This window comes from Aminobacter sp. SR38, from assembly GCF_014843375.1.
Classification (GTDB): domain Bacteria; phylum Pseudomonadota; class Alphaproteobacteria; order Rhizobiales; family Rhizobiaceae; genus Aminobacter; species Aminobacter ciceronei.
On the sequence record NZ_CP062112.1, the window covers coordinates 5,598,144 to 5,622,358 of the forward strand.

Here is a 24,215-nt window from a genome sequence, read left to right on the forward strand (position 1 = left end):
GTCAGCCCGCGCGGCCGGAGGCGTTGGCGATGTCGGCGGCGGCTTCGGAATAGGTCGAGATCTCGACGCTGGTGAAGCCGGCCTGAACCAGGGCTTCCCGATCGACGATGCGGCCATTCGACGAAAGCTCGAGCATGGACTGCGCCATGCGGCTGACGGTCGAGGCTTGGGCCGAGGGCTTGGGGAAACCGCGCGTCGGGATCGGGGCGGCGAACTTCTGCTGGATCGTGATCATGGCATTGCTCCTCTGGTTGGGAGCCGGAGAAATACCGCGATAAAAATACCGCGTCAATGCGGTGTGCGATATTTATACCGCTAACGGTTCGCTTACCGCAGCGGAAGGGTTTTCAACAACCGAATCATTCGTACTTGTTTTGTTCTCTTGGCTGAGCAATGCTTAAAGGCGTTCCCGGAGAGTTTAGGGGAGGGGCAGATTGCTGACATACTTCGTTGTTCAAAGTTTTCAGGCGGGGAAAAAGGGTAACCTGTTCGCTGACGAACCTATGGCGGTTTCCGACCTGCGGCACGCTGAGCGCCTTGCCGAACGACTGTCTTCCACCAAGGCCGGCGTGCTCGCCTTCAGTCGCACCGGAGATCCGACAACCGGCGAGTATCAGGATGCGGTTGTGATCGTGGCTTACGGGCAGGTGCCAATTGAGCTCGCAGGTCGAAGCGCTGCCTAGCGGGCGTTGTACTTGCCAACGACGCGATGGCAGACCGTCCAATCGGCGCGGCTTTCCTTGAAGACGCGTTCCGGCCGATACTGCTCCAGCGTCCATTCGCGGTCATTGACGCCGACAAGGCGCTTTATGATCGCTTCCTCTTCGCCCTGGTGAAACTGGGGCGTGTGGTACAACACAACGTCTGTATCCCTTGCAGGCGGTAGGTTTGGATTCACTAGTGCCGTATCGCCAGGCCAATATGCCGGGACCATCGAATCGCCCGTCAAGAGAAGGCCGTAGCCGCCCTTCACATCCTGAAGGACCGCCGGCATCTTGAGATAGTCGATCGGATCGAACGTGACGATGTGGTGGCCGTCGCCGCCGCGTGCAGCTGCGTAAACCGGCAGCTTCTTGTCATTGCTGACCAGTTGTTCGCCCGGAATGATAACGGGGCTAAATCCCTTTGTGCGCTCCCGGCGGTCGCTGTTCTCAATCTCGGCTGGCTCGCCCCGCAGGAGCCAAGCTTCCGACGTGCCCAGCACGATCGCGAGCTTTTCAAGTGTGTCGCCGCGCGGTGATGTCGACTTGCCGGTAAGAATGTTGCGGATGAATCCATCGCTAAGCCCCGCTTCTAGCGAGGCGCCGCGCGCGCTCTTTCCTAGCTCGGAAAGCCGCTGCTGAATGCGGGTAGCGAGGTCTGAAGACATGATGCGGTAATCTAACCGCGTCGCGAGCGATATCACAGCGGTAAGTTTATCGTTGACAATGCGGTAAACATATCGCATTCGTGCGAAATGACGCTCAAAGACAAGCTCCTTTTGGTCTCTTCGACCTTCGCCGAGGCGCGCGGCCTTTCGGCCTCGCGTGTCTCCACGCTCGCTTTTGGTGACGGGAAGATAATCGATCGGCTTCGTGTTGGAAGTGATCTGACCACAGGCCGGTTTGAGAGCGGCATGGAATGGTTCTCTCGGAATTGGCCAGCCGACACCGAGTGGCCACGCGCCGTGGAGCGTCCACGAGAAGAGGCCCGGCCATGAAGCGGCGCGCCTCTCAACAATTCCTGGCCATGCAAGGCGATCGCCTGCTTGGCCGCAGTTTCCTGCCGGTTGTCCCCGTGAAGGCAGGATTGAAGGCCGCGCCGGAGGTTCCTCCTCCCGCCTTCGGCGCGGCCGACCTTTCCGACAATGTGCGCATGATCGTGCGCCTCGTTTCCGAGGCCGAGCAGATCCCGGACGGGGAGGTCATTTCCCGTGCGGTCTGTCACTACGCCGAATGCCATGTCGGTATCCCCGGTTTGCTGGGCGACTTTGACCGCCCGGCGGCCAGGCGTCACGCAAATAGCCAATCGGCTGATTTGCAGCTTGTCGATGGCTGCCTCGTCGACCTTCCCGACTTTTCCCGTTCCGCCAATCGCTTCGGAGTGTCCGCCCGATGAGCCGTCCCTCGTCCGACAAGCAGCGTGCCAGCCTCAAGATGGCGTTTGCCCGCGCGGTCGAAACGCTCGGAGGCGGCAAGATCGTTTCCAGCTTCACCCGCGTGAACGCGGCGATGATTTCGCTGTATGCCGCGCCGCACGAAGATCAGCGCCAGGCTGGGCTCGATGTCGCCTTCGATATCGACAAGGCCCATGCCGACGCCGGCGCTGAGCCGCCGATCCTTTCGACCTATGCCACGCTCCTGGGCTACTCGCTCGCCGCCTTGGAGCCCAGCAGCGACGCCAGCGGCGTGACGCTGTCCGACATGGCGCGCCTCGATCGCGAGGCGTTCGAGGCGCGCGCCACGATCTACGACAGCCTGGCCGACGGGCAGTTTACCCCCGCTGAAAAGCGCAAGGCGCTGAAGGAACTGGCCGACCTCGAGGCGGTGATCGCCGCGATCAAGGCGAAGGTCGAAGCGGCATGAGCGGTGTCGACCCCAGGACCTATGACCGCGCAAGCCGGCACCTGCCACTCGATGCGCTGAGCCATCGTGATTGCCGCTGGCCGGTGAACGATCCGGAGCGGGGCGGCACGATCCTGTTTTGCGGCGAGGCCGTGGCCGGCGGCAGGTCCTATTGCCCGCATCACGGGCGCCGCGCCGTGGGCATCGGCACCGAAGGCGAGCGGACGGCGCATCGCTCGCTGTTGAAAGCGCCATTTTCAACCGTGCAACCCCCTGAAACCGAAAGGACATACCCATGAGCCGCGTGCTGCGCTCGTTCCGTGAAATGCTCGGCCTGCTGTCGCGCGGGGATTTCTCCCGCAAGCTCGACGAGGAAATGAACGCCGCTATCGACGCGCTGGAGACTATGCCCGGCGACAAGGGCAAGGCGGTGATGACCGTCACTGTCACGTTCAACTATGAACTCGGACGCATCGACATCGACCCAGCGGTCAAGGTCAAGCTGCCCGACACGGCGCGCTTCATGAAGACGCCGTTCTGGATCGCCGACGGCGCGCTGTCGGTCGAGCACCCCAACCAGATCAACATGTTCCCGCCCGCGGCTTCCAACCGCTTCGAGCGCGACGACGACGAAGCCGCGAACGGCTGATTTCGACCACTCAATTTTCAACGCTGAAAGGAAACGGCCATGGCCGAACAGCAGAGACTGGACTCGCATGCCATCGAACTCGTAACCGCCCTCGCTACCGAAGGCACCGCGGCGCAGATCATCAACATCACGCCTTCCGGCCTCGGTGCCGGCTTGCCATCTTCGCTGCCGGTCGCCTTCGACCGCAAGGCGCAGGCCTTTAGGTCGGTGAAGACGCTGATCGAAGAATTCCGCTCCGCCCCGGATCGCCGGAAGGGCACTGCCACGGCCGACACGCTAGCCAGCTTCATCGGCCTGGTGAACCGCCACAAGGACGAAAATTCGGCGCTGTTCGGCAAGACCAGCTGGCCGGAACCGAAACTGACCGCAGTGCTCGACTACGACAAGGAAGGCCTTGCGGCTCGCAACCGCAGCCATCGCGTCGTCTATGCCTTTCCGCTCACCGAAGAGTTCAAGGCCTGGGTCAATGGCAGCGCCAAGCCGATGGATCAGGAAGTCTTTGCCGCGTTCATTGAAGAACATGCGGCGGAACTTGCCGCGCCGCTGGACGGCGAACGCTCGACCTATGAACCACTGTTCAAGGAAACAATGGCGACGCCGTCAGAGGTGCTGTCGCTTTCGCGCCACCTCGAGGTGTTCGTGTCGGCGAAGGCCAAGCAGGGCATCCGCCTGCAGACTGGCGAACGCACGGTCGAGTTCACCGAAGAGCACCAGAACGCCAAGGGTGAGAAGGTCGTCATCCCCGGTATCTTCATGGTGTCGGTGCCGGCCTTCGTCGACGGCGACCCGGTGCGTATTCCGGCGCGGCTGCGCTACCGGATCTCGGGCGGCGACATCAAGTGGTTCTATCAGCTCTATCGCTGGGAATTCTTCCTGCGCGAGCAGGTGGGCCATGACCTGAAGCAGGCCGCGACCGAGACCGGCTTGCCGTCCTTCGAAGGATCGCCGGAGGCCTGATGCGCGCTCCGGCCCCCGCCACCACTGGTTATGCTTCGCTGCCTGCGCTTGTGCGCCAGGCAGCGAATGCGCTTGCGTCCGCCGAAACGGCGGCGCAGGTGCTGGACGCTCGCGACCAGGCCGGTGTTGCATATGATGTTGCCAAACGATCCGCCCGGATTCACCGGGCGCGCCGGGCGCATGACGATGTCATTGCCGCCGTGCATCGCGCCCAGGCAGATGCGCTGGAAATCGAAGCCGGCGCGAAGCGACGGCTCGCCGATGAATATGACAGCGCGCAGGATCGCGGCGAGGTCGGCAAGCGCGGCCAGCGCACCGACATCGTTCCCGTAGAGAACAAGGTCGCGACCGCCGAAGAGATCGGCCTGTCGCGCAAACAGGTTTTCGAGGCGCGCCAGATTCGCGACGCGATCCAGAGCGATCCGACTGTCGTCGCGCGCGTGCTTTCCGAAATGCTGGTCGAGGGTACAGAGCCGACGCGGGCCGCGCTGAAGCGCGCAATTGCGCCGGCCGCCAGCGTCATGCGTCACGAGGCGCAGCAGGTGAAGAAAGAGCGTCGCAATGTGCGCGAGGTCGAGCTCGCCGCCAGGCAGACCGCGCTGCCGCTGAAGAAATATGGCGTCATCTACGCCGATCCCGAATGGCAGTTCACGCCCTATGACGAAGACACGGGCATGGATCGCGCCGCCGACAACCACTATCCGACCAGCGATCTGCTGACGCTGATGCGTCGCGACGTTGGTGCCATCGCGGCTCCGGACTGCGTGCTGTTCATGTGGGCGACGGTGCCGATGCTGGTCGAGGCCATTTGCGTGCTCGACGCGTGGGGCTTCGCCTGGATCGATCGCGACCCGACCACCGGATATCTCGCGCCGAACAAGACGCGTTGCCGCTATGTCAGCCACTGGGCGTGGCTCAAGCAGCGGATCATCACCGGCTATTGGAATCGCGGCAAGCACGAGGTGCTGCTGATCGCCACGCGCGGCAAGCCCGTGGCGCCGGCGATGGGCGACCAATTGGAAAGCTGGCGCGACGACTTCGCCGTCGAGGCGGAAGCCGGCGAGCATTCCGCCAAGCCCGATGTATTCGCCGAGTGGATCGAGCGGCAATGGCCGCATACGCCCAAGATCGAGCTGAACCGCCGTGGTGCTGCGCGCGAGGGCTGGGACGCCTGGGGCAATGAAGCGGGCGAGGTGGCGGCATGAGCGCACCGGTTCCGGAATACTCACCCGCCATGCTTCGCCTGATGCTCGAAGGCCGCGCCGTGCTTGCGCGCGACGACACCGGGCAGACGGCACGGCAGTTCATTCATGGCTTTGCCCGACTGGCCAAGGTGCATGTGCGCTGCGTCCATGACGCACTCGCTGGGCGCCTGAAGAACGCAGAACGGCGCGCCCGCCTTTGGGCCGTGCTGGGACATCACCCTTCCGACCACGGCATCGTGCTGACCGACGATGGAGGCCAGCGCCATGGCTGAGATCGAGCGCAAGCTGTTCGCCGCTGCCCTGACTGCTCGCCTGCGCGAGCTTGGCTATTCCTACGGCAAGGCCGTCGAGATGTGGCCGGCGCTGAACCGGGCGATGCTGTCGCGCGCCTGCAACGGCATGGAGCTTTCGGCGGGCAATTACCTGCTGGTCTGTGAAATGGCGGGGCTCGATCCGTACCGCTTCCTGAAGCGTGAAAAGCAGACGCGCTACACGCTGAAAAGCATTCTGAATCAGACTGTTACAGCAGGCGTTTCCCGTGAAGCGCGGGAGACGGGCCGATGACCGACGCGATGCTGCCGATCATTCGCCAGTTGCACGATGCCGAAAGCGACCAAACGCGGGCGCGGATCCTGCTGGTCGTGCCCGACGCCGTGTTGCAGCGCTACCGCGAGGTGTTCGAGGCGGCATGCCTGCGCGTCGGATTCGACCTCGGCGTGGCCTTCATCCAAATCCGCCGGGCCGAGTGGCACGCCGTGCGCGGCCCCGATGGGCGGCACATCAATCCATTGTTCGCCGACGTGCGCGAAGCCTTCCTCGAATTCGCCGGGGTGACGGCATGACGATCGCCCTGGATAGCGCCAAGACCATGACGCCGCCGCCACTGCATGTGGCGCTGCCCGGAACGCTGGCGGAAGGTGTGCGCCGACTGGCCATGCGTCGCGGGGATCATCCGCAGGTGCTGGTCGCCGCGCTGATGAGCAAGCTCGTCGATGACGTCGCCCGCGTTGACGATCTGATGGGCGAATGCGTCGCCGCTGAAGAAGCGCCGGGGCAGGGCCGGCGCGTGCTCGACAGCTTTCCGCAGGGCCTGACTCAGCGCCAGTGCGGCGTCATCTACGTGCTCGGCTTCCATGCTGACGAAGACGGCGTGTTCCGCAAGCAGCTGATCAAGATCGGCATCATCCTCAACGGCGTCGAGATCACCAGCATCGGCGATGTGCTGGCAGCGCTCAAGAAAAAGGGCCTCGTGCAGACCGTGCCGGGGCGCGAGGGCAAGCCGAACTGGCAACTGACCAAGTCGGGCCGCTTCGTCTTCAAGGAACTCAGCAGCGAGGAGGAGGGGGCATGAACTTTGCCGCGACAATCGATCATCCGCCTTTGATCTGCGACAGCTTTGCCGGCGGCGGCGGTGCCTCGACCGGCATCGAAATGGCGCTGGGGCGTTCGCCCGACATCGCCATCAACCACAACCCGGCAGCGCTGGCGCTGCACCAGGCGAACCACCCCGACACGCTGCACCTTTCGGAAAACGTCTGGCAGGTCGACCCGCTGGACTATGTGCGCGGGCGGCATGTCGGGCTCGCCTGGTTCTCGCCGGACTGCAAGCATTTTTCCAAGGCCAAGGGCGGAAAGCCGGTGGAGCGCAACATCCGCGACCTCGCATGGGTGGTGGTGCTGTGGGCCGAACGCGTGCGGCCCGATGTCATCCTGCTCGAAAATGTCGAGGAGTTCCGCGACTGGGGCCCGCTGATCGAAACCGATCGCGGGCTGATGCCGTGCCCCGACAGCCGGGGCCAGACGTTCCAGAAGTGGCTGAAGCAGCTGAAGAAATGCGGCTACAAGGTCGAGTGGCGCGAGTTGCGCGCTTGCGACTATGGCGCGCCGACAATCCGCAAGCGGCTGTTCCTGATCGCGCGCTGTGATGGCCAAAAGATCGTGTGGCCCAAGCCGACGCACGGCAAGCCCGACGATCCCGAGGTGATCGCGGGGCGCAAGAAGCCGTGGCGGACGGCGGCCGAGATCATCGACTGGTCGCTGCCGTGCCCATCGATCTTCGACACCACAGCAGAAGTGTTCGACAAGCACGGCCTACGCGCGGTGCGGCCGCTGGCCGATGCGACGATGAGCCGGGTGGCGCGCGGTGTTGACCGCTATGTGCTGAAGGCTAAGAAGCCGTTCCTTGTCCGCACCGACATGGCCAGTGCTGCCGCCCGCAACGGGGTCTATGACCTCGATGTTCCGTTGCGGACACAGATGACGGCCGGTTCGTTTGCGGCTGTGACGCCGGTGCTGTCCTATGCCCAGCAGGGCGGCGCCAACAGGAGCGTCGAGGAACCGGCGCACACGATTACCGCCAGCAGCAAGGACCAGAACGTCCTGCTTGCGCCGACGCTGATCCAGACCGGCTACGGTGAACGCGACGGGCAGGCGCCGCGGTCGCTCGACATCGAAGCGCCGCTTGGCACTGTGGTTGCGGGTGGTGTCAAGCATGCCCTGGCGGTGCCGACACTCGTCGGCTGCGGCGGTCGGGCAGGGCAGAGCAGGCCGCGCGGTGGCGATGAGCCTGCGGCGACGATCACAGCCAAGGCCGACGTCTGCGTGGTATCGGCGTTCGTTGCCCAGCACAACAACGATGGCCGTCGCGACGGCGGGGTCAACCCCGGCCGCCCCGCGACTGAACCATTGTCGACGATCACCGCGAACCCGCAGCAGGGTGTCATAGCGGCGTCGCTGATGAGCCTGAAGGGCAGCGACCGGCGTGACAGTCCTGCCGATGCGCCTCACCCGACTGTGCTTGCCGGTGGCGGCCATTCTGCGGTGATCACGCCGCATCTGATGACGATGCGCAACGCCGGCAAGCCATTCAATGGTGCTGATGAGCCGACGCATACCATCACGGCCGGTGGCGCTGGCTTGTCGGTCGTCGCACCGTTCATCAGCAAATATTACGGCGTCGAGCAGGAAAGCGGCCTCGACGAGCCTTTACATACTGCGACGGGCAAGGCTCGCTTCGGGCATGTCGAGGCAGAACTCGACTGCGCACCATTCACCGAAGGGATGGCCGTCCGCGCTCGCCAGGTCGCCGCTCTGCTGCGCGCGCATGGCTTTTGGGACGAGCGCGAGTTCGTCACAGTCGCGATAGACGGCGAACTCTTCACCATCGTCGATATCGGCATGCGCATGCTGACGCCGCGGGAACTGTTTTCGGCGCAGGGCTTCCCAGCCGACTACATCATCGACCTCGACTACAACGGCAAGCCGCTGCCGAAGTCCGATCAGATATCCTGCTGCGGCAACAGCGTGTCGCCGCCCATGGCTGCGGCGTTGGTTGCCGCCAATTGCAGCCACATGAGCGCATATCTGGAGGCTGCGGAATGATGGCGCAGCTAGACCAGCAGCAGGCCGGAACTTTTGCAGAAGGCTTCGAACGCCTCTCGGGCGTCGGCGGTCGACATGGTGCCGTCGACGGCGCCCTGCAGGGCGTTGCTGGCGAGATACCAGAAGGGGCTGCGGGCGTTGACCGGCCATTCCTGGAGCCAGGCGGTGGCGTCAGCCACGGATCTGATTTCCCGGAGGTCGAAGCCGGGGCCTTTGAGCAGAACGGGCGGGGCGAAATCCATCGCACCCAACGCGCGGACGGCGCTGCGGTTGCATCGCGGCTTTCGCCCGATGCGATGAAGCTGAAAGCGATCCGCGCCAACCTGGCGGCGCTCCAAAGCGTGGACTGGACGGTGGTGCATGACGCGGACGGCCGCTACGTGCTCAACGCCACCGGGCCGATGGACGAGCGGCAATGGCGCGTCTGCAGCTTCGCCCGCGACGCCAGCAAGGACGAAATGGCGCTTATCAGCAGCGCGCCGGAGACGATCGGATTCCTGCTCGGCCTCGTCGACAGGGCATGGCGGGCGCTTCGGCCAAGCCATGGCGTGCATGAGCGGCGCGGCGAGGCGAGGGGCGAGGCTCAGGTCGACCCGAAGAACTATGCCGCCGAGGCGGCGATGAAATGCCAGGAGCCGGCGTTTCTCGTCTTCCTCGAGCAGGAACACGGGCTGGAAAGGCCGCTGACGATGGAGCGGGCGGCGCAGAAGCTGCGTTCGCTCTGCGGCGTGACCTCCCGAAAACAATTCAATGACGGCGGGCAGGCGGCGGAGGCGTGGCGACAGCTGCGCGACGCCTATGCGGCATGGAAGAAGGCAGGGCGATGAGCGAAGAAGCCACGATCAGGCGCGGCGTTCGCAATGCCCGCTACACGACATTGCCGAACCATGTGTTCGAGGATGTCAGGCTGTCGATGGAGGCGCGGTGGCTGCTCGGCTACCTGCTGTCCAAGCCCGACAACTGGACCGTGCGCATGGGCGACGTCGCCAAGAAAGGCGTCTGCGGCCGCGACAAGGCGCGCCGGATGATCAACGAGCTGGTCGAGCATGGCTATGCTGAAAAGGACCAGCAGCGCGAGGACGGCCGCTTCGCCAAGCTGTCGCTTGTGATCTATGACGAGCCAAAAGAGGCGAGCGAAATCAATGGCTCGGCGCAAGGTGTTGCATTTGTACCGCAGACTGAAAACCCGTCGACGGTGAATCCGTCGACGGAAAAACCGGCGACGGTAAATACGGCACTAGTAAAGACTGAAGATCTAGCAATACCTGAATCTCAGTCTGAGAGAGAGCGCGGGCGAGATGAGGAAGATCACAGGGTTGTGGTCAGGGCCTTCAAGCGGGCCTTCATGGCGTGGCCGACGGCCATCTCGGACAGCGAACCGCAGGCTTACGACGTGTGGGCGACGCTGTCGGCGCAGGAGCGTGAAGCCGCTGTTGCCGGCGCCGAGCGGTATGTGACCGCCTCGAAGGCGACGGGCCGCACCAAGGTCTGCTCGTTCGCCGTCTACCTCAAGGAACATCGCTGGGAAAAGCTGCCGGAGGTGGCGGCGGCCACGGCAAAGCCGCTGAACCGGGAGGTTCGTCCCTTCGGTCCCGGCTGGGCGCTGCTGAGGTTCCGGGCGCTGCTCGCCGGGCATGTCGAGCTCGGCGAGCCGGAGGTGACGCGCGAGAAGCGGACGGCGAACTATCAGGCTTCGCGCCAGATGCTGGGCGCGGCAAAGGCCGAAGCGACCTATCGCAACATGGGTCACGATATCGGTCCCGACGGCGAGCTGTTGTTCCCGGACGACTTCGAAGAGCGGGCCTGGCGGGCGCACATCATGGCGAACGGCTATCCCGAGGTGACGCGCCTCGACAAGGCTGCGAGCGAGGGCAGGGCGTTGCCTGCCGCCGAGGGGTTCGACCCCATGGCGCAGCTGATGGAAGCGGTGCCAGTAGGCCTCAGGACCTGGCAGGCGTGGAAGGTCGAATTCGAGCGGCGTGGCTGGCCATGGCTGCCGGCGCCGGGAAAGCAGCCCGTCGTGTTCTTCCCGGTCGGTGGGCCGGAAGGTTTGGAGCAGTTCGAGCAGGCAATTCGAGACGAGGGAAACGACGATGATGGCGGTACGCGGCAGCAAGCAGCTGAGTGAGAGTGACCGCGTATGGCTCGACCCGAAGGGCGAGCCGATCAACATCGATCGTGCATGGCAGAAGAGCGACAGGCGAATCGCACTGTCGCGTCGTGAGCAGGCGATGCTCGCGGCTGCTGGAATGGATGGTCCTGACGCGCAGTGGTATGTGCTTCAGGTAGAGCGCGGCAGCGACAGTGTTGTGGATAAGTCCCTTGAAGCCGCGAACATCGAACGCTGGATGGCACAGGAAACCATCGTCGTTCGGCGTCGCGGACGCTTCGGAATGATGCGTCCGACGCCTCGCACAGTGCCCTTCCTGCCGGGCTACATCTTCGTAAAAGTGGTGTGGTGCGCACCATGCTGGCATGCGCTGACCAGCATCAAGGGCGTGGTCGGCGTGCTTGGCGGTGGCGAACGTCCTGCTTCAGTGCCTGACAGCAAGATGTTGAAAATGCGGGCAGATGTGGAACACGACCCGGAGGCCATCAAGGCGATGATCAAGTCGTTCCAGCCCGGTGACGAGGTTAGTGTCGATGATGGTCCCTTCGCATCGTTCCCCGGTGTCGTCGACCGGGTCGACGACAAGGGCAGAGCCGTCATCGAAGTGCTGATCTTCGGGCGCACTGTGTCGGTCGACCTCGATCTTGCGCAGATCAGCAAGAGGTAGTAGCCGAGTCAGCACAGGACGCGCTGAAAGAGTCGCACCCGCCATTTGGCGAGGGAAGCGCCATCAGCCCCAGGTGAAGCGGATCAGCTTCACCGCAATGGGGTTCTATGGCCACCATCTAGCTGACCGACCGAACTCGATAACGACCAATGCCCATGCAGCAGCTAAACCGGCTGCTGCTAAACCGCGTTCGAAAGTCGAGAACCGCTTAGTCGTCTCCAATCTCTGGCCATTCCAATACAAATCCCCGGTCGATTGGTGCACGGCAAAGAGCTGCAATCCATTGAAGTTCAGCGTGCGTATCTGGGGATCCCAGTCGGGAGGTAGGATGGCATCGGCATACGGCTTGCTACGGATCTTGTCCCAGTCGAGCTTTGCATTTCCATGCTCATCGAACTCAATTTGTTTGGTCATGGCGTTGTCCCCCTGCCGCGTAGAACGCCAGCAACGGTAAGCGCGCGTGGCCAAACTTACCAGCCTCAAGCCGCGCATCGCTGCGCTGGCTCCGCGCATCGGGTATGCGCCCGGTGATGAGAAGCAGCGGCTTCGGCAGCGTGATGCAACGGTGGCATGGCGTGCCTGGTACAAGACTGCACGGTGGTACAAGCTGCGGCAGAAGATCCTGCTGCGCGACCACTACACCTGCAAGCGGACTGGTGTGCTGTGCATCGGCAAGTACCCAGCCGACAACAGCGCTGTGGTCGATCACATCGTGCCGCATCGTGGTGATGAGGCGCTGTTCTGGGATGAGAACAATCTCCAGACCGTGAGCAAGGCCTACCACGACAGCGAGAAGCAGAAGCAGGAGCGGGCGCACCCCTGACCGCCGAGGCGGGGGGGGTGGGTCGAAAGTCCAGCGACCCATCCGGCCCGTACCCGCGTCCCCCTCATTCAGGGATTTTTTTCGTGACGACTGAGAATTTCGACCTGTTCGGCAATCCTTTTGTGGAGCGACCGACCAAGCGCGGTCGGCCGCCTCACGACGTAACGCCGAAAACTCGCAACAGAGTCAGTATGTTGGTGGCTCTTGGTTGGACCAATCCGCGGATATCGGCAGCGATGGGTGTTACGCTGCCGACGTTGCACAAGCATTATTTTTACGAGCTGCGCCAGCGCAAGGTCGCTCGCGATCGACTTGAACTCCGTCGCCTCGAGATGGCTTGGGACATGGCTGAGGCCGGCAACGTCGGCGCCTTCAAGGAATTCGGCAAGCTGCTCGAGCGTAACGATCGCATGGAGATCGAGCGTCAGATGGGTTCACAGCCGAAGCCCGATGCTTCGTCACCTGAACGCCCCGGCAAGAAGGTCATAGACGAACAGCGGGCGATCGACGCCGATGCTGACTTGATGGCCGAGCTGGAGCTTGAGGCATCGCAGAATGCTCACCACCACTGAGGATCTGCCACGCTTTGCCTGCCCAGACTGGTGGGAGCGCATCCAAGCCGGCGAAACGCCGATGGTCGACGTCCCGCTAAACAACGCAAAGGCCGCAAAGGCGCTAGCGTTCTTCAATCGCCTGCGATTGCCGGACGTCCCGGGAAATCCGCCGCTGGCTGAGGCCTGCGGAGACTGGTTTCGCGCCATCCTGTGTGCGTTCCTGGCGAGCGAGGATCCGGACACCAAACAGCGCCTGGTCTGGGAACTGCTCTGCATGGTTCCCAAGAAGAACTCGAAGACGACTTACGTTGCAGCCCTTGGCTTGACGGCGCTGTACATGGAAGACGCCCCGAACCGGCAGATGCTGCTGGTGGCGCCCAGCCAGAACATCTCGGAGCGCTGTTTCGCCCAGGCCCAAGGAATGATCAGACTGGATTCTCGGCTCGACGCGATCTTCAAGGTGCAGGATCACCTGAAGTGCATCACCCGCCGTAAAACCGGCACCAAGCTCGATGTGAAAACCTTCGACACCACGATCGTTACGGGCGAGATCCCGATCCTGACGATCATCGACGAACTGCACGAGCTGGGCAAAAAGGCCAAGGCTGCGGCCGTCATGCAGCAGATACGTGGTGGTGGCATCACGATGCAGGGTGGTCAGGTACTGATGATCACGACGCAATCGGACGAGCCGCCATCCGGCATCTGGAAGAACGAACTGGCCAAGGCGAGGAAGATCCGCGACGGCAAGGGCGGCCAGTCTCCAATCCTGCTGCCGGTCCTCTATGAGTTCCCGGTCGAGTTGCAGCGCAATCAGGACTTCTGGCGCGATCGCCGCAACTGGAAGCACATCCTACCCAATCTTGGCCTGTCCATCGACCCGCAGCGGCTTGCCGATGACTATGAAAACAACGGCAAGGTCAACAAAGAGGCGGAGCAGATCTGGGCCAGCCAGCATCTGAATATCGAAATCGGCGTCGGCTTGGGTGGGGATGGTTGGTCGGGTGCGCCGCACTGGGAAACCTGCGTAGATTCCAGTTTGACCGGGCTTGATGCGCTGTTGCAGCGCTCCGAAGTCTGCACGATTGGCATCGATTGGGGCGGCGCTGACGATCTCGCAGCGATCTATGTGATCGGGCGCGAAGCAGCGACCAAGCGTTGGCTTGGCTGGGGCAGGGCGTGGGCGAGGCCTACTGTCTTCGAACAACGCAAGGGCATTTCCGCCCGCCTGCGCGAGTTCGAGGGGGCCGGCGACCTGGTCATCTCGAAAACCGGCGAAGACCAGGCGGCATCGGCCGCCGACATTTGCCGTCTCGTTGCTGATAGCGGCCTTCTGCCAGACACCGCTGGCATCGGCCTTGATAGCGCTGGAATAGCGCTTCTTTTGGATGCGCTCGAGGAGCGCAATCTGGAGCAGCCGCTTGTGCAGGCGATTGCGCAGGGCTGGAAGCTGCAAACCGCCATCGCATCGGTGCCGCTCAAACTTGAGGATCGGCGATTTCTTCATGGCGACCAGGCCATCATGGCGTGGTCGGTAGGGAATGCGAAGCAGACGCTGAGGGGCAGCAACTACGTCGTTACCAAGGAAGTGTCCGGCGCGGCGAAGATCGACATGCTCATGGCGATGTTCAACGCCGCGATGCTGATGTTCTTGAACCCGGAAGCCAAGCGCGCTCCGGCCTATCAAATGCTCTTCGTGGGCTGATCAAGGAACTCCGACATGAACAGGGCCTATTCGATCCTGACCGTGAAAGCGGTCGAGGAAGATCAGCGCGTTATCCGCGGCACCGCCACGACACCGTCACCTGACCGGGTCGGTGACATAGTCGAACCCCTTGGCGTCAAGTTCAACAACCCCATGCCTCTGCTGTGGCAGCACAAGCATGACAAGCCGGTCGGCACCGTCACCTTCGACAAGCCGACGAAGGACGGCATCACCTTCGAGGCGAAGCTCGCCAAGATCGACGAGCCCGGCACGCTGAAGGAGCGGACCGACGAGGCATGGCAGTCTGTCAAGGCCGGCCTGGTCTCGGCCGTGTCGATCGGTTTCCGCGCCCTCGAATACACCTTCATCGAGAACACCGGCGGCATTCGCTTCACCGAGAGCGAGGTGATGGAGCTTTCTCTTGTCACCATCCCGGCGAATGCCGACGCAACCATTTCCCAGATCAAGTCGATCGACACCGAAATCCGCGCCGCGACCGGCATCAAGGATGGTGAAGGTCGGCCTGTACCTCCCGGCGTCACGGGAACCCCGAAAGTCAAAGCCAACAAACCGACGCCCAAGGAGGGCACGAAAATGAAGACCATTGCAGAGCAGATTTCTGCATTCGAGGCCACCCGCCTGTCGAAGGCAGCCGACCTCGAAACGCTGATGACCGGATCGGAAGGCGAAACCCTCGACGCCGACAAGGCTGAGGCCGCCGACACGCTGACCGCCGAAATCAAGTCGATCGATGACCACCTCAAGCGCCTGCGTATCGTTGAGGGCCTGAAGGCGTCGACGGCAAAGGCCGTGGCCGGCGTCGTGGACGCCAAAACTGGTTCGGATGCGCGCGATGCGCGTATCCAGGTGAAAGCCCAGCAGAAGTCCGACCCCGGCATCGAGTTCGCTCGCCTCGCCAAGGTCAAGGCGCTGGCATTCCTGAGCCAGGGCGAGCATCGTCAGGTTGACGTCGCCAAGGCGCTCTACGGCGAAAACTCGCTTGTCTATGGCATCGTCAGCAAGGCCAATGTCGTTGCGGGCGCCTCGGTGTCGGGCAACTGGGCCGAAAACCTCGTTGGTGACGAAACCTCCGTCTATGCCGACTTCGCGGAATTCCTCCGCCCCATGACCATCGTCGGCAAGTTCGGCCAGGGCGGCATCCCGAACCTTCGTCTCGTCCCGTTCCGCACTCCGTTGATCGGCCAGACCGGCGGCGGTCAGGCCTACTGGGTCGGCGAAGGCAAGCCGAAGCCGCTGACGGCGTTCGACTTCAACCGCACCACACTCGATGAGCTGAAGGTCGCCACGATCTCGGTCGTGACGGAAGAGCTTCTTCGCAAGTCCAGCCCGTCCGCCGATGCCATCCTTCGCGATGCACTGGCTGCGGCTGTTGCTGAACGTATCGACATCGATTTCATCGATCCTGACAAGGCGGCTTCTGCCGGCGTGTCTCCGGCATCGATCACGAATGGCGTTGCGGCCATCGCGTCCAGCGGCAACGACGCTGACGCGATCCGTGAGGACATCCGCGCTCTGATGGCGATGTTCGTGGCGGCGAACAACCCCCCGACCTCTGCGGTATTCATCATGTCCTCGGCGAACGCACTCGCCGTGTCGCTGATGCGCAATCCGCTCGGTCAGCAGGAGTTCCCCGGAATCACCATGAACGGCGGCACTCTGGAAGGCATTCCGGTCATCGTGTCGGAATACTTCGCTCCGGTCACGGCCGGCGGCTTCGTCGCTCTCGTCAATGCGTCGGATATCTACTTCGCGGATGAAGGCGGCGTCATGGTCGACGTCTCGCGCGAAGCATCGCTCCAGATGCTCGACAACCCGACCAACGACGTCGTCACGCCGACCGCAACCAGCATGGTCTCCATGTGGCAGACCAATTCGGTTGCTTTCCGCGCGGAGCGCATCCTGAATTGGGCGAAGCGCCGGACCTCCGCAGTTGCTCTGCTCGACGAAGTCAACTGGGGCATGCCTGGTTCCTAATCCTCACTGACTTCTTGCCCGCCGCGGCTGCATAGCTCTGCGGCGGGCTTCCTCATTCTCGGAGGTTCCGACGTGAAGAAGAACAACGGTTACATGAACCGCGCCTTGCAGTCCTCCGACCCCCGCTTTGCCCGCATTCTCGGCAAGCTGGGCTATGGCCGCCGCGACATGCAGGCCACACCCATCCAGAGCGCCCCGACCTTCGACGATATCGCCCGCGTGCGCGAGGAATATGCAGAGATCGTCGGCAGGCAGCCGTTCATGGGCTGGGATATAGACACGCTGCGCGAGAAGATCGCTGCGGCGAAGGCCAAGGGCTGACCCATGCGCCTGTTGGGCTTGCCGATCCCGTTTACGCGCCAGAAGGCGCAGAACCTCGCTTCGGTTGCAGACAACCGCGGCTGGTTTCGTATCTTCGAATCGTGGCCGGGTGCTTGGCAGCATAATGTCGTCGTCGATCGCGATCTGGCTCTGTCCTACCATGCGGTGTTCGCATGCATGACGCTGATTGCGTCCGACATCGCCAAGCTGCGGGTCAAGTATGTCGAGAAGGACAAGGACGGCATCTGGACCGAGGTCGCGAACTCCGCATATGACCCGGTGCTTCGAAAGCCGAACACCTATCAGAACCGGATCCAGTTCTGGGAAAGCTGGGTGCTGTCGAAGCTCTCGCGTGGCAACACCTATGTCTTGAAGGTGCGCGACAGCCGGGGTGTCGTGGCCAAGCTCATGGTCCTGGACCCGAACCGGGTTATCCCGCTCGTGGCCGACAGCGGTGACGTCTATTACCGGCTGGATAGTGACAACATCGTCGGCATCGAAGACAGCATCACGGTCCCTGCCAGTGAGATCATCCACGACCGGTTCAATTGCCTGTTTCATCCGCTCGTCGGCTTGTCGCCACTCTTCGCCGCCGGCGTCGCGGCCATGCAGGGCTCGCGCATCCAGAGCAATTCAGCATGGTTCTTCGGTAACAAGTCGCAGCCGGGCGGCATTCTCACCGCACCAGGCGCCATCGACGACGGCACCGCGCAGCGCCTCAAGGAAGCGTGGGAGACCAAATTCACGGGCGAGAATGCCGGAAAAATTGCGGTTGTCGGCGATGGCCTGAAATACGAGCCGATCGGCATGTCGGCGCACGACAGCCAGCTGATAGAGCAGCTGAAATGGACGTCCGAGGTCATTTGCTCGGTTTTCCACGTTCCTCCGTACAAGATCGGCGTCGGCCAGATGCCGTCCTACAACAACATCCAGTCGCTCAACGTCGAATATTACAGCCAGTGCCTGCAGTCTCACATTGAGGCCGGCGAGCTTTGCCTCGACGAGGGGCTGGAGATCAAGAACGGCGCCGGAACTGAGTTCGAGGTCGACAACCTGCTGCGCATGGACAGCATCACGCAGATGGAAGTCCTCGATAAGAGCAAGGGCATCCTGTCGCCGAACGAGCAGCGGGCCAAGCTGGACAAGAAGCCCGTGAAGGGCGGCAACAGCCCCATGCTCCAGCAGCAGAACTTCAGCCTTGAGGCATTGGCAAAGCGTGATGCGCAGGCCGATCCCTTCGGCGGCCCGAAGCCTGCGGCGCCAGCGGAGCCCGTGGCAAACGACAACGCAGAGGCTGAAGCGCGCGCCGCGCTCGTCGAGATCTACAAGGGGTTGCGCTGATGGCATTCGACGGCAAGGCGTTCGGCGCGGAGATCGTCGACGTCGTCAAGGACTTCATGTCCAAGGAACTGGCACCGCTCGCCGCGCGGATGGCCGATATCGAGCAGCGTCTCGCTGAATTGCCGGCTCCGAAGGATGGTAAGGATGCGGACATGGACGAAGTCCGTCGCATCATCGGTGCGGAGTTTGGTGATCTGAAGTCAGCCATTGAGGCAATCGCCCCGGCGCCAGAGATGCCCGACATCGCGGCCTTGGTTTCGGGCGCTGTTGCAGCCCTGCCAGCACCACAGGATGGCAAGAGCGTCACAGCCGAAGACCTACGTCCGTTGGTCGAGCAATGCGTCGCCAAGGCCGTTGAAGCGCTCCCGGTGCCAAAGGACGGCAATCCTGGCAAGGATGGTGTCGGCCTCGCTGGCGCTCTGATCGACCGGGCCGGCAACCTCGTCGTCACGCTGACCGACGGCACCACCCGAGACCTTGGCCCTGTGCTGGGCAAGGACGGCGATCCGGGCCAGCCCGGCAAGGATGGCAAGGACGGGTTCAACCTCGAAGACTTCGACGCCACCGTCATGGATGACGGGCGCACAGTGCTCCTGTCGTTCGAACGTAGTGACCTCTCCTACAAGATCGAACTCGGCTTCCCAGTGATGCTCTATCGCGGCGTCTTCACCGAGCGGGAATATGAGCGCGGCGATACCGTGACCTGGGCTGGCTCGCTCTGGCATTGCGATGCCGCGAAGACGACCGAAAAGCCGGGTGAGGGCTCTTCGTCATGGACGCTGGCCGCCAAGCGCGGCCGGGACGGCAAAGACGGCACGATGAAGGCCGTCCCCGAAAAGCCAATCGTGAGGGTCTGATGCTGGCGCTGGTTACGCTCGAGGTGGTGAAGGCAGCCCTCCTAGTCGACACGGACGACGATGACGACACGCTCGAGCTGCTTATCTATGCGGCTTCGCGGTCGGTCGTGAAGTACTTGAAGGCGCGCGCCGAGGTGCTGCTCGATCTGGACAGCAGCGGTGAGATTTCCTCCGGCTTCGAAGTGCCGCCAGAAATCGTCGTCGCGACCATCTTCCTTGTCGGCACGCTCTATCGCGAGCCAGACGGCGACGCGGAGAAGGCATTCGAACAGGGCTACCTGCCAAAGCCGGTGACGGCGCTGCTCTATCCATTGCGGGATCCGGCACTGGCATGAACGTCGCGCTGAAGCGAGAGTGCAGCCCATTCGAAGGGGCGCCCGCCTGGTTCCCGTGGTGGCGAGGCGAGACGGTCGTGCTGGTTGCGTCCGGCCCGAGCGCCAAGGATGTGCCGCTGGATCTGGCCAAGGGCAGCGCCCGGTTCATCGCCATCAACAATTCCTGGCAGTTGGCCCCATGGGCTGACGTGCTCTACGCCTGCGACGGCGCATGGTGGAAGAATGCCAACGGTTGCCCAGAGTTCGGCGGCCTCAAGCTTACCATCGACCGCCGAACCACACAGGAGCACGATTGGGGCGTGCGCCGCGTCGAGTGCAGCAAGGGCTCCGACATGCTGGAGCTGCGCAAGATCAACACCATCGGCTGGGGCGGGAATTCAGGCTTCGGTGCTCTGAATCTCGCCATTCAGTTCGGGGCCAGCAAGATCATCCTCGTCGGCTACGACATGACGGTCAGCTACGGCGCGCACTGGCACGGCGAGCACCCGTCACACATGAACAATCCACGGCCTGGCAATGTCGAGCGGTGGCGTCGGGCGATCGACAACGCGGCGAAGCAGATCGAGCCGCTGGGCATCAAGGTCATCAACTGCAGCCCGATCTCGAAGTTGCAGAACTATCCGCGCATGACGTTTCAGGAGGCGCTGGAGGAATGAGGGCGTTGATGAACATGCTGAAGGCTCTCCTCGGACAAGTGCGAAAGGGCGGGCTAAATGAGCTTCCCACCCCCCATGACAGGATGCGGTTACGCCCGGTCCCTCCCTTCAAAGATGCGAAAACAGGTTGGTCATGATCCATCATCGCGCCTTCGTGCATCCGAAGGCACATGTCGACATGGACACGGTCCAGATCGGCGCCGGCACCCGCGTCTGGCAGTTCGCTTCGATCACGCGCGGCACTGTGCTTGGCGAGGATTGCAGCGTGTCGCCATTCGCCATGCTCGACGGCTCGATCTATGGCGACCGGGTTGTGATCTCGGCCGGCGTGGCATGCGGTGCCGGTTTCAAGGTCGGCAATGACGTCTTCCTTGGCCCCGGTGTCTGTCTCGCCAACGATTGCTGGCCGTTCGCGTCCAAAGATGGATACGACGATGCGGCCTTGCGATCTGGTGCCCACTTCGCGGTCCAGATCGGCGACGGCGCTGCCATTGGCGCAGGTGTCGTAATCCTGCCGGGTGTTCGTATCGGCGCGGGCGCCGTCGTAGCAGCTGGGGCTGTCGTCGAGCGTAGCGTGCCAGATGGCTTCCTGCTGAGGCGCGACGGGTGCCTCGGCGTCATTCCTGAAAACTGGCGAGAAAAGAGGATGCGATGGGCAAATCCGGCGGCATAGAGTTCTTGGGCGATCTGCAGCGGCTTGATCTTAAGCCAGGTGATCGTTTTGTGCTTACCATGAACGGCCCTGTCAGCATGGATACTGCTGCTCGCATCCGTGATGCGTGGACGCATTTTGTCGGCGGCGATGAGGATCAATTCAAGCTCCTGATCCTTGATGGAGGCTGCAAGCTGGGAGTGATCGGCTCTGAGGCGATGGACGAGGCGTCGTCTTGATCACTGTCGCCACGCTGTTTTGGCAACCGAACGGCGCATCCCGCAATTTCTCCCGCTGCTACAGCGAGGAGTGGGTGGAGAAGCTTTACCGCGGCTTCCGGCGCAATCTGACGATGCCTTTCCGCTTCGTCTGCTTTTCCGACCGGCCGCGCAGGTTCGCCGAACCGGATATCGAGCAGGAGCGGATCAAGGCGGAAAGGCCCGACTACGGCACCTGCATCGAGCCGTACCGGTTGGGCGTGCCGATGATCCTGGTGGGGCTGGATACCGTCGTGACGGGCAACATCGACCATCTGGCCGACTACTGCCTGACCGGCGACAGGTTGGCGCTGCCACGCGATCCATACAAGCCGGCGATAGCCTGCAATGGGGTTGGCCTGGTGCCTGCCGGGCACAGGGACGTTGCTGAGCAACATCGGGGCGAAAACGACATGGAATGGGTGCGGAAGTTCCCGCATCGGTTCATCGACGATCTGTGGCCAGGTCATGTCGTCAGTTTCAAGGGCCACGTCAAACGTCGCGGCATGGCCGATGCCCGCATCATCTATTTCCACGGACTGGAAAAGCCGCACCAGTTGCCGCACGTCGACTGGATCAAGGAGCACTGGACCTGATGGCCGCCAAGACATCTGCCGGGCATCTGCGCCAGCGCGTTGCCTTCGATGAACGCCCGCCGGTCAGCGACGGCTACGGCAATTCCGAAGGCGAGTTCGCCGAGGTGTTCTCTTGCCGCGCTGGGTTCACCTATCTGCGAGGTGGCGAAACCGTCATCGCTGGACGCCTCGAAGGCCGGCAACCGATCGTCGTAAGGGTCCGGGCATCATCGGAGACGCGCCAGATCACGGCGGGCTGGCGGATGCGCAATCTGCGCGACGGCGCATGGGCTGGATCGTCCGGCGAGGAATACTGGACTGGGCCTCTCTACGCCGTCCGCTCGATTGCCCCGACTGAGGACCGCCGGTGGATCGATATCATGGTCGAAAGTGGTGTGGCGGCGTGATGGTCCAGGGTATCGCTGCGCTTAACCGCAAGCTGACGGTCACCATTCCGGCCAAGGTGGAGGCAGCCACCAAGAAGGCCATGGAGAAGGGTGCCGATGAACTCGTCGACATGATGAAGCGCCTAGTTTCGGTGAGTGCTGACGGTTCGCATGGAAAGGCTCCCGGTACGCTTCGCGATAGTATTGGCTGGACCTGGGGGGATGCGCCCAAGGGTAGCTTTACCATCATGAAATCGAGTGGTGGGCGAGAGTATTCAGGCCTCAAGATCACGATATACGCCGGCAACAAGGAAGCATTCTACGCTCGTTGGAACGAATTTGGCACCATGAAGATGTCAGCACAGCCGTTCTTCTTCCCGAGCTATCGAGCTATGCGCAAGCGGATCAAATCGAGGATCACGCGCGAGATGAAAAAGGCCATCCGGTCGGAAAGCGCGGAATGAGCGTCCAAGCTGAACTTCAAAAGCTGGTCAAGGACACGCTCACCGCAGACGCGTCAGTGATGGCGCTGGTGGATGGCGTTCATGATCGGGTGCCGACCGATCCGTTCAAGGCGAAAAAGGCCTACCTGGCGTTCGGTCCATCTGATGCCGTCAGCGATGACGCAGAGTGCATCACCGGTGATGAGATCACGCTGCAAGTCGATGCCTTCTGCCGGCATTCCGAACTCGACGTCACCTGCCGTCGGATCGTCGACGCGGTGAAGCGTTCCCTGCACGGCCAGGAGTTGGAACTAAACACGAATGCGCTGGTCGAGATCCGCGTCGACAGCCGCCGGGTTTTTCGCGACCCAGACGGGCTTACCAGTCATGGCGTCGTGACGATCACTGCCATGGTTGAAGAACCGGAGGTGTCATGATGGCTTGGGTCTTGGTGTTCCGCGAGATCAACTATCGCCGACCGAATTCCCGCTTTTCCTTCAACCTGAAACCGTCTCCCGTGCCCCAGGAATGGCCGCGAGACGTCTGTGATTACGCCGTGTCGAAAGGCGCGGCAGAACAGGTTCCTTCTCCGACCCCGGAGAGGAAACGCGCCATCAAGCGCGCACACCGGGCGTCGTAGCCCAATCCTGAACCGGGCCTCGGCCCCATCTTCATCGGCTGGTTCGTCACCGGCCTATCAGCGCATGGAGAAATCAAATGGCGCGCGCTTCAACTGCCAACTTCCACGAAATGGTACTGGAGGTGGAAACCACTCCCGGCTCCGGTGTCTATGCTAAGCTCTGCGGCCTCACTTCACGGGGGCCCAGCCGTTCGCACAACATGCAGACGAGCGAAGTGCCGGACTGCGACGATGAGAGCCTGCCGGCCGCTGTCGAGCGCGCCGTTCAGTCATCTGAGGTGACCATTTCCGCATCGGGTGTGTGGGCTGCTCAGAGCCATCAGACCATGTTGGACTGGTGGTATTCGGGGCAGACCAAGAACATCCGCATTGGTCACCTGAAGGCCGATCCGGGCGACACCGAATATGAGACTGGCCCAGCATATCTGGTCAGCCTGAACAATACCGCCGAACGCGGCCAGAAGGTAACCGCCGAGCTCGATATCCAGTTCGACGGCCTGCCGACCCGCACGGCGGCGGCGTCCTCGTAATGCGGCAAGCAGAGAGCATTGTCTGGCCGGGCGGGGAGCATGACTTCCGGCTCGGCATCGGCGAGCTGCGCGCGCTCGAGCAGAAGTCGGACGCCGGTTGCGCCGTGATCCTCATGCGCCTGCTCGGTGCGGCGTGGAAGATCGACGACGTGATCGGCCCCATTCGGCTGGGGCTGATCGGCGGCGGGATGGCCTCGCATGAAGCTCAGAAGGCAGTGGACGAAGCTCTGCAAGAGGTCAGTCCCTATGCCCTGGCGGTGACAGCTGCCGATGTCCTTCGCCGCTTCATTATGTGGGATGGAGACGATCAACCGGGGGAAGCGGACGCGGGGGCGGGGAAGCAGACCCAAACCCGCTCCCCAACGGCCGAACCCGATGGTCAAGCTACTACGGCGCCGGTGGCGCCATAGGAATGTCGCCGCGCGAAGTGGACGAAAGCACCCTTTGGGAATTCGCCTGCACCGTTGAAGGCTACCGCAAGGCCAACAGCACTGAAGAAGAAGCGCCACCCACGATGGGTGACGACGACCTGGCCAAACTTGGGATCGAAGGTTTTAGCTGATGGCTGCTACAGCAGAAGACCAAGCCCGACTGCTCGTCTCGATCGAGGCGACGCAGAAGCGTTTCGAAAAG

The 24,215-nt window shown here is 62.6% G+C and carries 37 protein-coding genes; 33 read left to right on the forward strand and 4 right to left on the reverse strand.

The window, feature by feature from the left end; all coding sequences use genetic code 11:
• Position 1: 1 nt before the first annotated feature.
• Positions 2–235 (reverse strand): hypothetical protein, encoded by a 234-nt coding sequence (locus tag IG197_RS27495; protein WP_192316087.1) that lies wholly within the window; start codon positions 233–235, stop codon positions 2–4.
• Positions 236–434: 199 nt separating this feature from the next.
• Between IG197_RS27495 and IG197_RS27500 the strand changes: the two genes are divergently transcribed.
• On the forward strand, positions 435–683 hold the full coding sequence (locus tag IG197_RS27500) for a hypothetical protein (RefSeq protein WP_246765264.1): 249 nt from the start codon (positions 435–437) through the stop codon (positions 681–683).
• Here the strand turns inward: IG197_RS27500 and IG197_RS27505 are convergent.
• On the reverse strand, positions 680–1,369 hold the full coding sequence (locus IG197_RS27505) for a helix-turn-helix domain-containing protein (RefSeq protein ID WP_246765265.1): 690 nt from the start codon (positions 1,367–1,369) through the stop codon (positions 680–682). The two genes, IG197_RS27500 and IG197_RS27505, sit on opposite strands and share 4 nt — an antisense overlap.
• Positions 1,370–1,695: 326 nt before the next feature.
• On the opposite strand from IG197_RS27505, the gene IG197_RS27510 reads away from it, so the two are divergent.
• From IG197_RS27510 to IG197_RS27560, 11 genes are read left to right on the forward strand one after another with little or no spacing between them, the layout of a single operon-like run.
• Positions 1,696–2,097, forward strand: a complete 402-nt coding sequence (locus tag IG197_RS27510; protein WP_192316091.1) for a hypothetical protein — start codon at positions 1,696–1,698, stop codon at positions 2,095–2,097.
• Positions 2,094–2,564 carry a hypothetical protein gene (locus IG197_RS27515; protein ID WP_192316093.1) on the forward strand — a complete coding sequence of 157 codons (471 nt, stop codon included), beginning with the start codon at positions 2,094–2,096 and terminating at the stop codon, positions 2,562–2,564. The genes IG197_RS27510 and IG197_RS27515 overlap by 4 nt, the downstream gene beginning before the upstream one ends.
• Complete coding sequence (locus IG197_RS27520) at positions 2,561–2,842, forward strand: GcrA family cell cycle regulator (protein WP_192316095.1); 282 nt, start codon at positions 2,561–2,563, stop codon at positions 2,840–2,842. The genes IG197_RS27515 and IG197_RS27520 overlap by 4 nt, the downstream gene beginning before the upstream one ends.
• The gene (locus IG197_RS27525; protein ID WP_192316097.1) at positions 2,839–3,192 is read left to right on the forward strand and encodes a hypothetical protein; all 354 of its coding nucleotides are present in this window, start codon (positions 2,839–2,841) and stop codon (positions 3,190–3,192) included. The genes IG197_RS27520 and IG197_RS27525 overlap by 4 nt, the downstream gene beginning before the upstream one ends.
• 39 nt (positions 3,193–3,231) lie before the next feature.
• Positions 3,232–4,149, forward strand: a complete 918-nt coding sequence (locus tag IG197_RS27530; RefSeq protein WP_192316098.1) for a DUF2303 family protein — start codon at positions 3,232–3,234, stop codon at positions 4,147–4,149.
• The gene (locus IG197_RS36345; RefSeq protein ID WP_246765266.1) at positions 4,149–5,354 is read left to right on the forward strand and encodes an S-adenosylmethionine-binding domain-containing protein; all 1,206 of its coding nucleotides are present in this window, start codon (positions 4,149–4,151) and stop codon (positions 5,352–5,354) included. The genes IG197_RS27530 and IG197_RS36345 overlap by 1 nt, the downstream gene beginning before the upstream one ends.
• Positions 5,351–5,626, forward strand: a complete 276-nt coding sequence (locus IG197_RS27540) for a hypothetical protein (protein WP_192316100.1) — start codon at positions 5,351–5,353, stop codon at positions 5,624–5,626. Before IG197_RS36345 ends, IG197_RS27540 begins: the two co-directional genes overlap by 4 nt.
• The gene (locus IG197_RS27545; protein ID WP_192316102.1) at positions 5,619–5,918 is read left to right on the forward strand and encodes a hypothetical protein; all 300 of its coding nucleotides are present in this window, start codon (positions 5,619–5,621) and stop codon (positions 5,916–5,918) included. Before IG197_RS27540 ends, IG197_RS27545 begins: the two co-directional genes overlap by 8 nt.
• A complete protein-coding gene (locus IG197_RS27550) occupies positions 5,915–6,196 on the forward strand; it encodes a hypothetical protein (protein WP_192316104.1) in 282 nt (93 codons plus the stop codon). The genes IG197_RS27545 and IG197_RS27550 overlap by 4 nt, the downstream gene beginning before the upstream one ends.
• Positions 6,193–6,705: a hypothetical protein gene (locus IG197_RS27555; protein ID WP_192316105.1), complete on the forward strand. Its 513-nt coding sequence runs from the start codon at positions 6,193–6,195 to the stop codon at positions 6,703–6,705. Before IG197_RS27550 ends, IG197_RS27555 begins: the two co-directional genes overlap by 4 nt.
• Positions 6,702–8,735 carry a DNA cytosine methyltransferase gene (locus tag IG197_RS27560; RefSeq protein WP_192316107.1) on the forward strand — a complete coding sequence of 678 codons (2,034 nt, stop codon included), beginning with the start codon at positions 6,702–6,704 and terminating at the stop codon, positions 8,733–8,735. The genes IG197_RS27555 and IG197_RS27560 overlap by 4 nt, the downstream gene beginning before the upstream one ends.
• Positions 8,736–8,743: 8 nt before the next feature.
• Here IG197_RS27560 and IG197_RS36900 read toward each other — a convergent pair whose 3' ends face one another.
• Complete coding sequence (locus IG197_RS36900; RefSeq protein ID WP_371746498.1) at positions 8,744–9,289, reverse strand: DUF982 domain-containing protein; 546 nt, start codon at positions 9,287–9,289, stop codon at positions 8,744–8,746.
• On the opposite strand from IG197_RS36900, the gene IG197_RS36905 reads away from it, so the two are divergent.
• Genes IG197_RS36905 through IG197_RS27580 form a run of 3 tightly spaced genes read left to right on the forward strand, consistent with a single transcriptional unit; the run spans position 9,284 to position 11,512 of the window.
• Complete coding sequence (locus tag IG197_RS36905; RefSeq protein ID WP_371746499.1) at positions 9,284–9,562, forward strand: hypothetical protein; 279 nt, start codon at positions 9,284–9,286, stop codon at positions 9,560–9,562. The genes IG197_RS36900 and IG197_RS36905 overlap by 6 nt on opposite strands.
• Positions 9,559–10,863 carry a hypothetical protein gene (locus tag IG197_RS27575; protein WP_192316113.1) on the forward strand — a complete coding sequence of 435 codons (1,305 nt, stop codon included), beginning with the start codon at positions 9,559–9,561 and terminating at the stop codon, positions 10,861–10,863. The genes IG197_RS36905 and IG197_RS27575 overlap by 4 nt, the downstream gene beginning before the upstream one ends.
• The gene (locus IG197_RS27580; protein WP_246765268.1) at positions 10,829–11,512 is read left to right on the forward strand and encodes a transcription termination/antitermination protein NusG; all 684 of its coding nucleotides are present in this window, start codon (positions 10,829–10,831) and stop codon (positions 11,510–11,512) included. The genes IG197_RS27575 and IG197_RS27580 overlap by 35 nt, the downstream gene beginning before the upstream one ends.
• A 105-nt stretch (positions 11,513–11,617) precedes the next feature.
• Here IG197_RS27580 and IG197_RS27585 read toward each other — a convergent pair whose 3' ends face one another.
• Positions 11,618–11,926 (reverse strand): hypothetical protein, encoded by a 309-nt coding sequence (locus tag IG197_RS27585; RefSeq protein ID WP_192316115.1) that lies wholly within the window; start codon positions 11,924–11,926, stop codon positions 11,618–11,620.
• A 46-nt stretch (positions 11,927–11,972) separates the two neighbouring features.
• Between IG197_RS27585 and IG197_RS27590 the strand changes: the two genes are divergently transcribed.
• The 18 genes from IG197_RS27590 (at position 11,973) to IG197_RS27675 (ending at position 24,144) form a co-directional block, all read left to right on the forward strand.
• A complete protein-coding gene (locus IG197_RS27590) occupies positions 11,973–12,335 on the forward strand; it encodes an HNH endonuclease (protein WP_192316117.1) in 363 nt (120 codons plus the stop codon).
• A gap of 83 nt (positions 12,336–12,418) precedes the next feature.
• On the forward strand, positions 12,419–12,907 hold the full coding sequence (locus IG197_RS27595; RefSeq protein WP_192316119.1) for a hypothetical protein: 489 nt from the start codon (positions 12,419–12,421) through the stop codon (positions 12,905–12,907).
• On the forward strand, positions 12,891–14,594 hold the full coding sequence (locus tag IG197_RS27600) for a terminase TerL endonuclease subunit (protein ID WP_192316121.1): 1,704 nt from the start codon (positions 12,891–12,893) through the stop codon (positions 14,592–14,594). Before IG197_RS27595 ends, IG197_RS27600 begins: the two co-directional genes overlap by 17 nt.
• 15 nt (positions 14,595–14,609) lie before the next feature.
• Complete coding sequence (locus tag IG197_RS27605; RefSeq protein WP_192316123.1) at positions 14,610–16,589, forward strand: phage major capsid protein; 1,980 nt, start codon at positions 14,610–14,612, stop codon at positions 16,587–16,589.
• Between the two features lie 72 nt (positions 16,590–16,661).
• Positions 16,662–16,910, forward strand: a complete 249-nt coding sequence (locus tag IG197_RS27610) for a hypothetical protein (protein ID WP_246765269.1) — start codon at positions 16,662–16,664, stop codon at positions 16,908–16,910.
• 3 nt (positions 16,911–16,913) lie between these two features.
• Positions 16,914–18,251 carry a phage portal protein gene (locus IG197_RS27615; protein ID WP_192316124.1) on the forward strand — a complete coding sequence of 446 codons (1,338 nt, stop codon included), beginning with the start codon at positions 16,914–16,916 and terminating at the stop codon, positions 18,249–18,251.
• Positions 18,251–19,108: a hypothetical protein gene (locus tag IG197_RS27620; RefSeq protein WP_192316126.1), complete on the forward strand. Its 858-nt coding sequence runs from the start codon at positions 18,251–18,253 to the stop codon at positions 19,106–19,108. Before IG197_RS27615 ends, IG197_RS27620 begins: the two co-directional genes overlap by 1 nt.
• Positions 19,108–19,443, forward strand: a complete 336-nt coding sequence (locus IG197_RS27625; protein WP_192316128.1) for a head-tail connector protein — start codon at positions 19,108–19,110, stop codon at positions 19,441–19,443. Before IG197_RS27620 ends, IG197_RS27625 begins: the two co-directional genes overlap by 1 nt.
• A complete protein-coding gene (locus IG197_RS27630) occupies positions 19,440–20,099 on the forward strand; it encodes a hypothetical protein (RefSeq protein WP_246765270.1) in 660 nt (219 codons plus the stop codon). Before IG197_RS27625 ends, IG197_RS27630 begins: the two co-directional genes overlap by 4 nt.
• 133 nt (positions 20,100–20,232) lie before the next feature.
• Entirely contained in the window at positions 20,233–20,772 is a 540-nt protein-coding gene (locus IG197_RS36750) for a DapH/DapD/GlmU-related protein (protein WP_192316129.1), read from the forward strand.
• A complete protein-coding gene (locus IG197_RS27640; RefSeq protein ID WP_192316131.1) occupies positions 20,751–20,990 on the forward strand; it encodes a hypothetical protein in 240 nt (79 codons plus the stop codon). The genes IG197_RS36750 and IG197_RS27640 overlap by 22 nt, the downstream gene beginning before the upstream one ends.
• Positions 20,987–21,604: a hypothetical protein gene (locus IG197_RS27645; protein ID WP_192316133.1), complete on the forward strand. Its 618-nt coding sequence runs from the start codon at positions 20,987–20,989 to the stop codon at positions 21,602–21,604. Before IG197_RS27640 ends, IG197_RS27645 begins: the two co-directional genes overlap by 4 nt.
• The gene (locus tag IG197_RS27650) at positions 21,604–21,990 is read left to right on the forward strand and encodes a head-tail adaptor protein (protein ID WP_192316135.1); all 387 of its coding nucleotides are present in this window, start codon (positions 21,604–21,606) and stop codon (positions 21,988–21,990) included. Before IG197_RS27645 ends, IG197_RS27650 begins: the two co-directional genes overlap by 1 nt.
• On the forward strand, positions 21,990–22,433 hold the full coding sequence (locus IG197_RS27655; protein ID WP_192316136.1) for an HK97-gp10 family putative phage morphogenesis protein: 444 nt from the start codon (positions 21,990–21,992) through the stop codon (positions 22,431–22,433). Before IG197_RS27650 ends, IG197_RS27655 begins: the two co-directional genes overlap by 1 nt.
• Positions 22,430–22,849, forward strand: coding sequence for a DUF3168 domain-containing protein (locus tag IG197_RS27660; protein ID WP_192316138.1), 420 nt, complete (start codon positions 22,430–22,432; stop codon positions 22,847–22,849). The genes IG197_RS27655 and IG197_RS27660 overlap by 4 nt, the downstream gene beginning before the upstream one ends.
• Positions 22,850–23,129: 280 nt before the next feature.
• A complete protein-coding gene (locus IG197_RS27665) occupies positions 23,130–23,582 on the forward strand; it encodes a phage tail tube protein (protein WP_192316140.1) in 453 nt (150 codons plus the stop codon).
• On the forward strand, positions 23,582–23,992 hold the full coding sequence (locus IG197_RS27670; protein ID WP_192316142.1) for a gene transfer agent family protein: 411 nt from the start codon (positions 23,582–23,584) through the stop codon (positions 23,990–23,992). Before IG197_RS27665 ends, IG197_RS27670 begins: the two co-directional genes overlap by 1 nt.
• Positions 23,993–23,994: 2 nt before the next feature.
• Positions 23,995–24,144: a hypothetical protein gene (locus IG197_RS27675; protein WP_192320034.1), complete on the forward strand. Its 150-nt coding sequence runs from the start codon at positions 23,995–23,997 to the stop codon at positions 24,142–24,144.
• Positions 24,145–24,215: the final 71 nt, after the last annotated feature.